Here is a 14,485-nt window from a genome sequence, read left to right as displayed (position 1 = left end):
CAGGAGTCTGGACTTGACTCAATGAAATGATTATTACAGTATGATAAGTTTAACTTGTAACACAAAACGTTAGCAATTTTCGACTTTATCGTATCATGTTGAACGGCATACAATACGGATATTTTGGTTTAAACTTAACTCATAAACAAGTTGAACCATCTTGATCACATAAATACTTAATTTTTAACCCGCTGGGATTCAACATTTCAAATACGAATTTGTCACCGCTTTATTAGACTTGGACTATTTTTTCAACATGCTTATACTAAATCTTTTCGGAGGCACAATAGTAAAACGCATGGAATCATTTCAATTTTTTAGAGCTCCGTTAGTCTTACCTCTTATTTAAACACAAAAAGCTATTGTTTAAGCTGTTAAATGACTTAAACAATAGCTTTTTATTAGTAACACTTTCATTTCAATGCGTAGACTTATTATTTTACTTCATTCGATTTAAAACTTCTTGTTGGATGGTTTTTAAAGCTTCACTGTATGCTTTATTTGTACTTTCTTGCGCATTTATAATTAATAAATCTAATAGTTCTGCGTTATTCTTTTTACTTACTTCATGTTCAAATTGATGTAAATGCTCTTCAGACGTTTTCGCATTTTGCTTTTCAATTTGATAATATTGATCAGCTCCCAAACCACCTTCTTCAATCATGACAGAAATACCACTTGAACGTGTTTCGTTTAAACGCTTGACTTTAATACGTTTATTATCCCGAATAACCATTGAAATCCCTCCTACTTAAATGCGCAATTGACTTATTTACAAGTATACTTAAATACATGATAATCCAATACATCTAATTACATTTGTTAACAGACTATCTGAGTACTACAAGGGGAGCAACGTCTCTTATTCATTACCATTAGTGATTATATATAGTGTAATATTACATTAAAAGAATAGCAATCTCTTTGCTCACTTAAAACTTTATATTTAATTAAAATTTTAAAAATAAAACGTCACAATTACACATGCAAAAGGTAATGATATTTAACAAAATATTCACAAAATTATATTTGCATCGACTTCTATTGTATTAAACTTAATTGTATAATCGATAATGATTATTATTCCCTTTCAAGAAAGAGTGAGTATGATGTTAAGTATTAATAGCGGAACATTAAAAAAGAACTACAAAATCAAAAATATTAAAATTAAAAATCAGCATATGCGCCATCGTTTAAATGCGCTTGGTTTAACCAATGGTACCAAATTAAAAATTAAACAAAGATGCTTATTTAAAGGACCTTGTATTTTAGAAGTAAATGGACAGTGTTTAAGTATTCGTGGTTATGATGCATGTCAGATTGAATTAGAGGCTTTAAATGAGTAACAACTATTGTATTTTAGGAAACCCAAATGTAGGTAAAACATCTTTGTTTAACGCACTTACTGGAACTTATGAATATGTAGGGAACTGGAGCGGAGTTACGGTAGAGAAGAAGGTAGGACGTCTTAAATCCCATATTGGAAACTTAGTCGATTTACCAGGTATTTATGAATTGTCACCGATATCTAAAGATGAAACGGTAGTGACAGATTACTTATTAAACAATGACTTTTCAGGCATGATTAATATCATAGATGCAAGCCAATTAAAACGTAATTTGTTACTTACAGTCCAACTTATGGAATTGGGTGCACCTTTAATTATTGGCTTAAATATGATTGACGTAGCTACTAAACGTGGTATTCATATTGACCAAAAAGCACTCATGAAAAAATTAAAACTGCCTTTATTACCTATTATTGCTAGAAACGGTAAAGGTACGCACCAATTACTAGATGCATTAAAAGGACATACACTATCGAGAAATAAACCATTGAAATTAAATTATGGTGAAAAAGTTGAATCTACAATTTCATCTATTGAAAAACATTTAGCAACTTGTCCAACCATTGAAAAAAGATTATTAAGATTCATATCGATACAATTTTTATTAGACAACCCAAAGATTTACGATTTTCTTGACGACGCTGTATTGGCAAAAATAAAACCATTACGCGGAAAATTGTCAGAAAAATTAAATAATTCAATTAGAGATGTCATCCAAAATACTCGAAATATTTATATAGATAATCTGTTAAAGGATACAGTTGAATATCCTAAAGAGGATAAACAATATTTTACTAACCGCGTTGATCGCATTTTAACAAATAAATATTTAGGCATCCCTATCTTTTTAGGAATTATGTGGCTTATTTTTCATATCACGTTTACTTGGGTCGGGACGCCCGTCTCTGATGCGCTAGATGAGTTTTTAGGTGGCTCATTTACAGATGCTGTATCCAACCTCATGGATAAAATCGGTATCGTTGATTTCTTACAGGATTTAATAACAGACGGTATTATAGCTGGTGTAGGTGCAGTACTTGTATTCGTACCACAGATTATGGTGCTTTTCTTCTTTATTTCACTTCTAGAAGACTCTGGTTATATGGCACGTATCGCAACGCTCATGGACCGTATTATGGAATACTTTGGTCTTAGCGGTAAATCTTTTATCCCTATGATTATTGGTTTTGGTTGTAATGTGCCTAGCATCATGGCCGCACGTAGTATTGAAAGTGAAAAAGAACGATTAACGACTATTTTAATCGCCCCATTTATGTCTTGTTCAGCCAGGTTACCAGTTTATGCACTATTTGTAGGTATATTTTTCGAAGCACATCAAGCGCTTATCGTACTGAGTCTTTATGTGCTAGGCATTGTTGTCGCATTATTAACAAGTGTATTACTAACTAAAACTGTGCTAAAAAATGATGATTCTATATTTATCATTGAATTGCCTACTTACCGACTGCCATCTATTAAGACACTGTGGAGAAGTACTTGGGAGAAAGCTAAAGGTTTTGTTAAAAAGGCCGGGACTTTTATATTTGCTGGCTCAGTAATGATATGGTTATTAAATTATACAGGCCCGAGTGGTTTTAATGTGGATGTTGATGATAGCTTTTTACACTCAATCGGGAGTCTCTTTGCTGTGTTAGTTGCACCATTAGGGTTCGGTTCATGGCAAGCAGGTGCTACATTAATACCTGGATTCTTAGCCAAAGAAGTCATTGTAAGTTCAATGGCTATCATTTATGCATCTGACGAATCAGGACTGGTTAACGTAATACACAGTCAATTCACACCGCTATCTGCATATTCATTTATGATTTTTATATTATTATATATTCCATGTTTATCTACTGTTGCAACGATTCGTAAAGAAACATACTCATTAAAATGGACAGTACTTGCAGTAGTATATCCATTAATCACGGCCTATTTACTTTCCTTTATCTTTTATCAAGTTGGACTATTATTTAGTTAAGGATGTGATGAAATGTCAGTTATTATCAATGTGGTAATCTTTTTAGCTATCTTTAGTTATGCAGGTTACACACTATGCCACTTTTTCAAAAAATCCAAAGACGGAAAATGCAGTTCATGTGGATCTAAAAACAGATGCAGTACAGAAAAGAAAATATTATAAAATTAAAATATGATGCTTTCCTTTTCTGACATCCAAGAGATATAGTATGAGTGAAAGACTACAAAATAAAATAATGTGCCTACACAAGTATGTAGGTTCAGAATTAAAAGCTTTTAAATATAAAAATGCACCTTCATTCTAAATGAAGATGCATTTTTATTTTGAGTATGGCATTTATGTCCCAGATACTCTTTTTTGTTTAACTATAATAGCAATTATTCATTTTTATTTTCAGCTCTTTGTTCTGCAATTCTCGTATATTCCTCTAATCTATGTTTGTTTGGTGAAAGTGTTAAACCTAGGAATTTACGCTCTTTGTTCGCATCCCTGTAGAAGCTGACCATCATACAGAGAATGATGACTGAGAACGGCAAGGCTGTCATAATCGCCATATTTTGAAGTGCATTTAGTCCATTATCTCCACCCGAGAATAGCAAGATAAATGCAATCAAGGCTTGTGCAATACCCCAAATTACTTTAATAAATGCTGAAGGATTTAATGAACCAAATGTTGTTTGCATTCCTAAAACGAATGTCGCTGAATCGGCAGACGTGATAAAGAATGTTGCAATTAATAACAATGTTAAAATTGATATGATAAAACCAAGTGGTACTTCATTAAATACACCAAACAGCGCAGTTTCTGGTGGCATATCAAATATTTTTGGTTTGTCTTTAGCAGTTTCAATACCTAAAACACCAAATGCCGCAAACCATACTAAACTTACAAGTACTGGTGCTAACATAACACCAGAAACGAATTCTCTAATTGAACGCCCTTTAGATACACGTGCAATAAATATACCAACGAATGGACTCCAACTAATCCACCATGCTAATTGGAAGAATGTCCAAGATTTCATCCATTCATTTTTTTGTGGATCTAATGGCGCAGTGTCAAACATATTAAAGAGTAATGAATTTAAATATTCACCAGTAGAACTAGTTAACATATTTAAAATTAAAATTGTTGGTCCTACGATAAAAATAAATAATAAAATAATGCCTGCAAAACCAATATTAGCGTTACTTAAATATTGAATGCCGCGACTTAAGCCTGACCACGCACTAGCTAAGAATAAGATTGTCACGACAATGATGATAATACCTTGCGTTACAATATTATTTGGTATACCAAATAAGTAGTTCAAGCCACCTGCGATTTGCATTGCCCCTAAACCTAGAGATACTGCTACACCACCGATAGTAGCAAAGACAGAAATCACATCAATAATCGTACCAAGTGGGCCATCCACTTTATTGCCGAAAATTGGACGCAATGTTTTTGAAATTAATGCAGGTTCGTTTTTTCTAAATTGGAAGTACGCTAGTGCTAATGCTACAACACCATAAACTGCCCATGCGTGGAATCCCCATTGCATGAACGCACCCCTTAATGCTTCTTTATAAGCAGTTGCTGATTGAGGTTCACCAGTAGGCGGTGACACAAAGTGACTGATCGGTTCAGCTGCTCCCCAGAATACTAAACCTATCCCCATACCAGCACTAAATAACATCGCAAACCATGAAATTGTATTAAATTCTGGTTTATCTTCCGGTTTACCCAATTTCAATTTACCAATTGGGCTAAATATTAAGAAGACACAGAAGAAAATCATTAGCGCTACAATAACCATATAATACCAACCAAAATATTCAGTAATCCAACCAGTAATATTTGTTCCTATTTCATTAAACTGATTTGGAAAAATAGCACCTAATAATACAACGATTGCGATAACAATAATACTATAAGTAAAAACAGAAGACAGTTTCTTCCCACTCGCATTATGTTGTTTATTTTCCAAAATGAGTAACCTCCCTTATAATTGAACATTAGCAGAATAACAGACTTTATGTATTAAAACAACAGCAGCTAAGGGAAATTTATGAACACAAAAGTCTATTAACCCTGTCATGAAAGGGGTTTTGAAAGAAAAATAGTTTCTACCTAATTTGTAAAATTTTATAATTATTAAAAAAACACATTGATATTTTAATTAATTTAAAAAATTAAAAAGACTAGTAACGTAATTTCTATGATTACGCTCTAGTCTCTAAAAATAACCATCATCAAAAGTCATTTTTTGTGCTATTTCATCTACTAATATTCTATATTGTGCAGATTCAATCTATTTCACAATTAACACTGGTATAGGGCTTCTCTTAGCCACTTTATGCGTCACGTCGCCTAGTACATGTTTAATATCTATGCTTACACGATGGTTACTCATTACAACTAAATCAAACTCCCCGACATCTATATCTCCAAATTGAATTCTCTCAAGAATAGTGTCTTTGACAGGGCCAAATTCGATGGCCACTTTATAATTAATACCTAATGCTTTTAGTTTTTCAAGAAATGGAGCAAGTGCTTCTTCTCTTTCTTTTATAATGTCTTCTTTATGTTTATTTTCATATCGTACACTTGCTAATAAATCATTTTCAGTCATCACGTTATGAATGACTACAGTAGATGTTTCCTCAACTAATTTAGCTAAATTCTCTGGAATGTTATCAAAATCGTTCTCAAAAGAGTACGGTAGTAAAATATTTTTATACATAATAAATCACCTTTCTTAAGTTAACGAAATCAAAACAATATGAATCAGTTTTGTCGTTAAAGTATTTTTTGGTGCCACAATACTCATTTACTAATAAATTAAATTACGCTTTAATCACGTAACTATCTACTTAATAGATTAAACTAGCCAATGCGCTATATTTATTATAGAAATTAGTAGTATATCCTTATTATTTAATTACCACCTTTTTATATAAATTATTCATTAAATAACCATTATTATTGAAATATATTGCTTTATCGACTCATTGCTTAATGACTGCACTAATATCTGTTAGTTTGAATAATGTTTCAATAAATAGATTACTATTGTATTTTTTTGAAATTGCTTTTCCAGTAACATTTAAATATATTGTACCTTGTTCAATGCGGTTAATACTAAAAGTAATGTCTGATACATCATGTTGTTTTAGTATATTGTCAATATCTTGTTTAACATGGTTTGAGTAATTTGCTTTGATATAAAAACGAATCGTTTCTTTTTTGATAAACATTTGGTATAAGTGATTTTTTCTTAAAAAGTATTGAATCATTACGATTAATATTGTCGTTATCACACCAATAAAATAAAGTCCTGCACCTAAAGCCATACCTACGCCTGAAGTTATCCATAATCCAGCCGCAGTTGTTAAACCATCGATACTTTGATTTTTAATTAATATCGTACCTGCACCTATAAAACTGATACCACTTACTACTTGTGCTGCAATTCTTGAAGGATCTAAAATAATATCATGTGCATTTAAAATATCATTAAAACCATATTTAGAAATTATTATAAAAAGCGCTGACGCCGCTGCAACTAAGATATGCGTTCTTATGCCAGCTGCTTTTAACCTTTGCGCACGTTCGTACCCGATGATTGAACCACAAATAACAGACAAGAAAATTCTCAAAAATAAATCTAATTGAAATAACATAATATCCCTTCTCTTATAAAACACCCACGCTGACGAGGATTCGCAAAGTGATTCAAACTATCTCTCCAGTAATTATCACTTCTTCCATTTACATACTTATTAACCTTATTTACATCATCTAAATCATTTAAGACAATTAAATTGTTAATCAAACCCTTAAAAAACAAAAAAAAGAGACCCGGTTAGGTCTCTGATTATCTATAAAGCATTTCAATTCTCGTATGCTTTTACTTTAGCTAATCTTGCTAAAGTAAGGATATGAAATATATTGAAAAGGACCATTTCTATCCTATGCTACGCTTAACAGTATTAATTTTTTATTTTCAAACGTTTGACACCTTTTAATATTAACGGATAAAACAAAGCAAGTAGGGTCATTAATGTTAATATAATACATATTGGCGAACCAATAAATATATCACCTACATTATTATTACTAACGATTAAACTTTTACGGAAGTTTTGTTCCATATCCGAACCAACAATAGCTGCTAAAATTAACGGCGCCATAGGAAATGCTAACAATTTCATTATCAATCCTAAAATGCCAAAAATAACTAAAATATATAAATCTGTCACGCTATAGCCTAATGTATATGTACCGATAAATGCGAGCACCATAATAAGCGGATATAATACTTTTGGTGGCGTACGTAAAATTTTTAACAATAACCCAATTAACGCGATATTTAAAATAACTAAAAAAATGTTACCAATAAACATACTATTTACTAAAGTCCAAATCGTCTCTGGTTCATTTTCAAACAGTAAGGGACCTGGCTGTAACCCTAACATAACTACTGCACCTAAGATAACCGCTGTTGTACCTGAACCGGGAACACCCATTGTTAATAACGGTATTAAAGCGCCTACAGATGCTGCGTTATTCGACGCTTCAGGTGCGGCTACGCCTTCAATTTGTCCTTTACCAAACTTTTTTCCATTTTTTGATATTTGCTTCTCAGTAGAGTAACTTAACATAGCTGCAATTGAACCACCCGCGCCTGGTAATACACCAATTAAAAAGCCTACTGGGCTTTGTCTAAGCATAGCCCCGCGTGTCATTTTCCAATCTTTTTTAGTTAATTTCATAGAACCTAAATCAGCTTTAGGTGGTTTTAATGTATCTAAGTTTAAATAATTAAACAGCACTTCAGCTACTGCATATACACCAATAATAACTACTAAAAAGTTGATACCTTCACTTAAATGTGGTAAATCGAATGTAAACCTGTATATACTTGTTTGTAAATCTACGCCTACGGTACTAATAATTAAACCAATACTCATAGCAATAAAGCCTTTAACCATTTTCCCTAGAGATAAAGTGACAATAGCGGAAAGCGTAAATAAGAATAATAAGAAATATTCTTGTGGACCAAATTTTAACGCAAATTCAGACAACGGTTTGGCTAAAATAATAAATCCAATAACAGCAATAATGCCACCGAATAAAGAAGCAATGGCTGAGATTGTTAGCGCTTTACCCGCTTCGCCTTTCTTAGTCATTGGATACCCATCAAATGTGGCAGCGATTGCTGATCCATCACCAGGCGTATTTAACAAGATCGAACTTCTTGAACCTCCATACATTGCGCCATAGTATATCGAAACCATTAAAATCAATGCGCTGACTGGTTCCATACCAAAGGTCACAGGTATTAACACTGCTACTGCTGTCGCAGGCCCTAATCCAGGTAACATACCAACTACAGTGCCTAAAAATCCCCCAATCAAAACCCAGAGAAGGTTCATTGGATGTAATGCGGTTGACAATCCATCTATAAAACTATTGATATCTATCCCCATTTATTTACCCCCTTATGGTAGACTTACGTCTAATAATTGTGAAAATGTGTACCATGCAATACCAGAAAAAATCACTGTCACTAAAATATTTTGCAGCCATCTTTGATATCCGTTGATTAAAAACATAATAGCGCCTAAAAAGAGAACCGTTGAAACTAGGAAACCTAAGCGTTCAAATATAAAAGCATATATAACTGCTAAAATAATCGTTAAGATAATACGAATAAACGTCGCTTTTTCGAATAGTTGAGAAAAAGCTTTAAACGTTAAATGCCTTTTTCTATATTCTTGAATAAAATAGATGCAACTCATCACCGTCAGCAATATACCTAAAAGCATTGGAAAATACATTGGACTATTAGGATCACCAATATTTGATTTCTGTAAATTTAATGTCAACGTGATATAAACGATGCCAAATATAATTAATAATACTGGAAATACAAGTCGTGACATCCTTTCTCCCCCCTTATTTTAAACCTGAGTCTTTAACAAGTTGTTTATATTTCTTTTGTTGTGATTTTAAGAATTTTTCACTTTCTTCACTATCTTTATAAAAATTTTCCCAATCATTATTTTTTCTTATTTCTTGCCAACTATCTGACTTAACGACTTCCTTCATCGTTTCATCCCAGTACTTGCGTTCAGCAGGTGTCATATCTTTAGGACCCATCACACCACGCCAATGCGGGAATACAACATCTATGCCTTGATCTTTCCATGTTGGTACATCTTCAATGCCTTTAACTGGTTTATCTGACGTAACAGCTAACATTTTCAATTTACCAGTCTGATGCTGTTCTTTAACTTCTGATACAGCAGTTGAAGCAACGTCAACATGACCACCTAATAATGCAGTCTGTAAATCACCGCCACTTTTATAAACTAAAAAGTCAAGTTTATCAACGTCAACACCATACGCTTTAGCCGCTTGGACAAATGCTAAGTGATCGTTATTACCTAATCCAGGTGCAACACCAATCGTTAATGATTTAGGATCTTTTTTAAGCTTTTCCATCACTTCTTTACCAGAATCTAAGTTAGATTGGTTAGAAGCGGTTAAACTTATCCATTCTGTTGCTAAAATAGCGATTGGTGTAAAATCTTCTGTACCTAAATCACTAAGCCCCAACTCTTTATTTGATAACAATAAACTTGAGTTAATTGAAATCGTATTAGGTGAGCGTGATTTTAAGTACTGCCAGCCGACTTCGCCACCGCCACCTGGTTTGTTAATCACATTAATATTTTGTTCAGTTAAGTCATTATCAATCATAATTTTTTGAACAGCACGTGCAGTTGTATCCCATCCCCCACCTGGAGAAGCTGGTGCAACAATTTCTACTGTTTCGTTAGGAAATTGTTCTTTTTCAGCACTTGATTCTTTCTGCTTTCCACAAGCAGAAAGCGTGATTAACAGTGCGATTATGAATATCCCCCACTTTTTCATAAAAATCCCCCTTTATCTGAAAGCGATTACATATGTTATTTATATTATCAGAAAATTCTAATAAGTTAAATAGAAACTTATATAATTTTTTTATTTTATATACAAAAAAGGGCGAGATAGAAATCAACTAATAAACATTGATTACTATTACGCCCCTTTCGATATTTTTTAAATGTAAAAGTTTTTTATATTATTCATATCATAATTCATTTTAATTTATAATCTAAATATTAAGCATATATTCAAATTTTTATAAATCGTTCCAACCTTAATGTAATTGTTCTTGCCCACGTTTATTCCAAGTTAGGATAAAGCTGAGCATTGCTAGAATACTAATACCTGTTAACAAGACAAACCCAAAATCCCAACCAAAATGTTGCACGACAAAACCTAAAACTATATTAGCCATCACTGCACCGAATAAATAACCAAACAATCCTGTTAATCCTGCAGCAGTCCCAGCCGCTTTTTTAGGTACATAATCTAATGCTTGTAAACCTATCAACATCACTGGACCATAGATTAAAAAGCCTATTGCAATGAGAGACAAGTTGTCGAGCCAAGCATGACCTGGAGGGTTTAACCAATATATAAGTACGAAGATCGTTACTCCTAACATAAAGAAGAATCCCGCAGGTCCACGACGACCTTTAAATATTTTATCTGAAAGGTAACCGCACAGTAGTGTTCCTGGTATACCCGCCCATTCATATAAGAAATAAGCCCAACCAGATTCATTCAAATTGAATTGTTTCTCTTCGCTTAAATAAGTAGGCGCCCAGTCTAACACGCCATAGCGTACAAAATATACAAAGATATTAGCAAAGGCAATGGCCCACACCCATTTGTTATTTAATACATATTTAAATAATATCTCTTTTGTTGTTAATTCTGTTTCAAGCGTTTCACGTGAAGATGTTGAATAGTCGTTATTATATTGTTCAATCGGTGGTAAACCTTGTGATTGAGGTGTATCTCGAATTAAACAATACGAAATAATTGCGATAACGATAGCAAGCAATGCTGGATAAATAAACACGCCTTCAAAGCCTTTTAAATAACCAAAATTATACATTGCTGTCATAGAGATACCCCAAGTTGCGATGGGCGCCATAAGACCTCCGCCCACATTGTGTGCCACGTTCCAAATAGATGTTTTGCTACCACGTTCGCTTACACTATACCAATGTACAAGTATACGCCCAGAGGGTGGCCATCCCATACCTTGAAACCATCCATTTAAAAACAGCATGATAAACATGATTGTTATACTAGAAGTGAAAAATGGGACAAACCCTAATAATAAGTTTACTATTGCTGTAAGTATCAAGCCTAACGTTAAAAAGATACGCGCATTACTTCGATCACTTACAGTTCCCATAACAAATTTACTAAAACCATAGGCTATCGAAATCGCTGAAAGTGCGATACCAAGTTCTCCTTTGCTAAACCCGTCCTCAATTAATGAAGGCATCGCTAGTGAAAAGTTTTTTCTCAATAAATAATAACCCGCATAGCCGATAAAAATACCTAAGAAGACTTGTAAACGAAGTTTTTTATAGGTATCATCTACTTGCTCAGATGGCAATGGATCAACATGTTTTGCTGGTTTTAAAAAGTTAAACATACAATCACTCCTATCTCACTTTTAATCATTTCTTCTAATATTTTATTAATAATTTATTAACTTTATATTAATCACTCTTGATAGGTAAAGCAATACTAAGTTTCATATTTTAAAATTCTTCTCCTAGAAAAAATTTATTACTAATTTAATATGTATACTACTGATAGAATAGTTATCTTTTGTAGATGTCATAGCCAAATATTAAATAAAAACACCTTATAATAAACGTACAGTTCATATTATAAGGCGTCTTAATCATAACTTAATAGAGTAAACCAACTATGTATATACTGAGCAGCATAATGATAATAAACGAACCTACATAAAGTACAAAACTATAAATAAATGTTAAAGTATTCCGTAATTTGCTACTATGCACTTCGTTAGGGTCGTTTCCTTTCATAAATGCCACAACTCTATCATATGTTTGAATTTGATATGATTTTTTTAACGAATCAACTTTAAATGCTGCAATCATACTAAGTGCTATAAGTGAAATTTCAACCACTACGCCTAAAAGATTCGAATATAAAATAACTGGGCCTGCTAAAATGGCTACTAACAGCATAGGCCATGTCATTAAATGTGCCCATACGTTAAATTTAGCTTGTTTTAATTTTTGTTCCATAATCTCCACGTCTCCTTTGACTAAGTCATCTAAAGAAACTTGAAACAAAGAACTAAGCATTAATAAGTTATGTACATCAGGATAGCTTTTATCATTTTCCCAATTAGAAATTGTTTGACGTGAAACATATAATTTTTCAGCTAAATCTTCTTGTGATAAATGATCACGTTGTCTGAAATACTTAATTTGATGGCCTAGGTTCATTTGTTTAGCTCCTTCAATATAGAGAGTATAATGGTACTTTATTTTAGACTATCAAAATCTTTCAACATGCGCATTTTTTATAGTGACAAAATCCTTTGACACATTGATATAGCAGCATTTTAAGACTCACCTTAGACATACACAAAAGGAGTAGAATAGCAATTAAAACAATTCATTTAATCGCTTATACCACTCCAAAAATGGATTAGATTGCTCGTATCATGCTATCGCACATTTCAGATATAATTATGATTATAATTTAAAATTCAATATTTTATACTGTTTGTTGTTGGTATTGAATCGGATGGTCTAATTCAAATGTAGCGCCTGCAGTTAATTTTTTATATTGATAAGCAAAATAACCAATCCACAATATTGTTAAACCAAATGCTATGAAATAACTTAAATTAAGATCCAGCCCCAATCCAATTTTCTGACTTAAAATGTACGTGGAAATATTCCAAGTCATAAATACAGCAGGAATAGCTGCGACCCAAAAATTCTTTTTTGCAATGAGTAAATACATCGCGCCTACCCATAAAGCAACTACCGCTGTTGTTTGGTTTGCCCATGAGAAATAGCGCCAAAGTACTGTAAAGTCTACTTGAGTTAAACCAAAGCTCACAATAAATAAAGGTATGGCTACTATTACACGTTTTAACATACTTCGTTGGCCATAATTTAAATAATCAGCAATAATCATACGCGCACTACGGAAGGATGTGTCACCGCTTGTGATTGGTAAAATAATAACGCCTAGTACTGCAATCGTACCAAATACAGAACCTAATAGAAGATGTGAGGCTTCGCTGACAACAAGCGCCGCTTCACCACGAGCTAAGACCTCGTTCAAGCCATTATAACCATTAAATAAACTCATACCTGCTGCTGCCCAAATCATCGCTATAATACCTTCAGCAATCATCATACCATAGAAAATAAAACGCCCATTTTTCTCTTTATTTGTCGTTCTTGAGATAATAGGCGTTTGTGTAGCATGGAAACCAGATAAAGCACCACAAGTAATCGTAAAGAAGAGCAATGGAAAGATTGGCGCGCCATCTGGATGCATATTTTTCAGGTTAATTTCAGGTATCGGTGCACCTGTTTGAATAAGACGGAATCCTATACCTACTGCACTAATTAATAACAATGCGCCGAAAATTGGATAAACGCGTCCAATGATTTTATCTATAGGTAAAACCGTAGATAAAATATAATAAACAAAAATAACAAAGATAATAATACCTAATGCAATTCGTCCATCTAATAAATTATGTAATAACAGTGCTGGACTTGTTACAAAAACAGTACCCGTAAGTAGTAATAATAAAATAGAGAAGATATTGACAAAGTGTTTCATGACTTGACCTAAAAACTTCCCGGCCAGTTCAGGTAAGTGTGCCCCTTTGTTTCTAATTGAAATCATTCCAGTCAGATAATCATGTACTGCTCCCGCAAATATACAGCCTACAACAATCCAAATAAATGCCACGGGTCCATATAGCGCCCCCATGATTGGTCCGAATATAGGCCCTACTCCTGCAATATTCAGCAATTGGATCAATGAGTTGGATGATGTTTTCATAGGCAAGTAATCAACATTATCGCGTTGATGATAAGCTGGTGTTGGTCTTTCTTCTTTAGTTCCAAACATTTTATCGATATATTTCCCATAGGTGAAATAACCTATAACTAATAAAATAATAGATACAATAAACGTAATCATATTATAGTCCCCCTTTATATATATGTAAGCGTTTTCTTA

At 33.0% G+C, this 14,485-nt stretch carries 13 protein-coding genes; 3 read left to right on the top strand and 10 right to left on the bottom strand.

All coding sequences use genetic code 11. The features are described 5' to 3' along the window. Nucleotides 1-439 precede the first annotated feature (439 nt). Complete coding sequence (locus KA894_RS11435) at nucleotides 440-736, bottom strand: hypothetical protein (protein ID WP_096811168.1); 297 nt, start codon at nucleotides 734-736, stop codon at nucleotides 440-442. A 373-nt stretch (nucleotides 737-1,109) separates the two neighbouring features. Here KA894_RS11435 and KA894_RS11430 point away from each other — a divergent pair, with 373 nt between their 5' ends. Genes KA894_RS11430 through KA894_RS11420 form a run of 3 tightly spaced genes read left to right on the top strand, consistent with a single transcriptional unit; the run spans nucleotide 1,110 to nucleotide 3,495 of the window. Beyond that, the gene (locus KA894_RS11430; protein ID WP_096811169.1) at nucleotides 1,110-1,346 is read left to right on the top strand and encodes a FeoA family protein; all 237 of its coding nucleotides are present in this window, start codon (nucleotides 1,110-1,112) and stop codon (nucleotides 1,344-1,346) included. Continuing rightward, on the top strand, nucleotides 1,339-3,333 hold the full coding sequence (feoB, locus tag KA894_RS11425; RefSeq protein WP_207572938.1) for a ferrous iron transport protein B: 1,995 nt from the start codon (nucleotides 1,339-1,341) through the stop codon (nucleotides 3,331-3,333). The genes KA894_RS11430 and feoB overlap by 8 nt, the downstream gene beginning before the upstream one ends. Nucleotides 3,334-3,345: 12 nt before the next feature. Further along, a complete protein-coding gene (locus KA894_RS11420; RefSeq protein WP_107643873.1) occupies nucleotides 3,346-3,495 on the top strand; it encodes a FeoB-associated Cys-rich membrane protein in 150 nt (49 codons plus the stop codon). Nucleotides 3,496-3,710: 215 nt separating this feature from the next. Here KA894_RS11420 and KA894_RS11415 read toward each other — a convergent pair whose 3' ends face one another. The 9 genes from KA894_RS11415 to KA894_RS11375 form a co-directional block, all read right to left on the bottom strand. Next, nucleotides 3,711-5,306, bottom strand: coding sequence for a BCCT family transporter (locus KA894_RS11415; RefSeq protein ID WP_103373587.1), 1,596 nt, complete (start codon nucleotides 5,304-5,306; stop codon nucleotides 3,711-3,713). A 321-nt stretch (nucleotides 5,307-5,627) separates the two neighbouring features. Beyond that, the gene (locus tag KA894_RS11410; protein ID WP_096811173.1) at nucleotides 5,628-6,059 is read right to left on the bottom strand and encodes a universal stress protein; all 432 of its coding nucleotides are present in this window, start codon (nucleotides 6,057-6,059) and stop codon (nucleotides 5,628-5,630) included. 265 nt (nucleotides 6,060-6,324) lie between these two features. Beyond that, on the bottom strand, nucleotides 6,325-6,999 hold the full coding sequence (locus tag KA894_RS11405) for an MgtC/SapB family protein (protein WP_096811174.1): 675 nt from the start codon (nucleotides 6,997-6,999) through the stop codon (nucleotides 6,325-6,327). A gap of 309 nt (nucleotides 7,000-7,308) precedes the next feature. Continuing rightward, the gene (locus tag KA894_RS11400) at nucleotides 7,309-8,808 is read right to left on the bottom strand and encodes a tripartite tricarboxylate transporter permease (RefSeq protein ID WP_174221774.1); all 1,500 of its coding nucleotides are present in this window, start codon (nucleotides 8,806-8,808) and stop codon (nucleotides 7,309-7,311) included. A gap of 12 nt (nucleotides 8,809-8,820) precedes the next feature. Further along, on the bottom strand, nucleotides 8,821-9,264 hold the full coding sequence (locus tag KA894_RS11395) for a tripartite tricarboxylate transporter TctB family protein (protein ID WP_096811175.1): 444 nt from the start codon (nucleotides 9,262-9,264) through the stop codon (nucleotides 8,821-8,823). A 13-nt stretch (nucleotides 9,265-9,277) separates the two neighbouring features. Beyond that, the gene (locus KA894_RS11390) at nucleotides 9,278-10,258 is read right to left on the bottom strand and encodes a tripartite tricarboxylate transporter substrate binding protein (RefSeq protein ID WP_119487775.1); all 981 of its coding nucleotides are present in this window, start codon (nucleotides 10,256-10,258) and stop codon (nucleotides 9,278-9,280) included. A 268-nt stretch (nucleotides 10,259-10,526) separates the two neighbouring features. Then, nucleotides 10,527-11,885, bottom strand: coding sequence for a glycerol-3-phosphate transporter (gene glpT / locus KA894_RS11385; protein WP_096811177.1), 1,359 nt, complete (start codon nucleotides 11,883-11,885; stop codon nucleotides 10,527-10,529). 262 nt (nucleotides 11,886-12,147) lie between these two features. Then, the gene (locus KA894_RS11380) at nucleotides 12,148-12,717 is read right to left on the bottom strand and encodes a helix-turn-helix transcriptional regulator (RefSeq protein WP_103373358.1); all 570 of its coding nucleotides are present in this window, start codon (nucleotides 12,715-12,717) and stop codon (nucleotides 12,148-12,150) included. A 274-nt stretch (nucleotides 12,718-12,991) separates the two neighbouring features. Then, entirely contained in the window at nucleotides 12,992-14,446 is a 1,455-nt protein-coding gene (locus KA894_RS11375) for a carbon starvation CstA family protein (RefSeq protein WP_210133978.1), read from the bottom strand. Nucleotides 14,447-14,485 lie beyond the last annotated feature (39 nt).

This window comes from Staphylococcus sp. GDY8P131P, assembly GCF_017891975.1.
Taxonomy (GTDB): Bacteria; Bacillota; Bacilli; order Staphylococcales; family Staphylococcaceae; genus Staphylococcus; species Staphylococcus nepalensis.
Note: the sequence above shows the minus strand (reverse complement) of the source record. Positions and strands in the feature narration are given on the sequence as shown.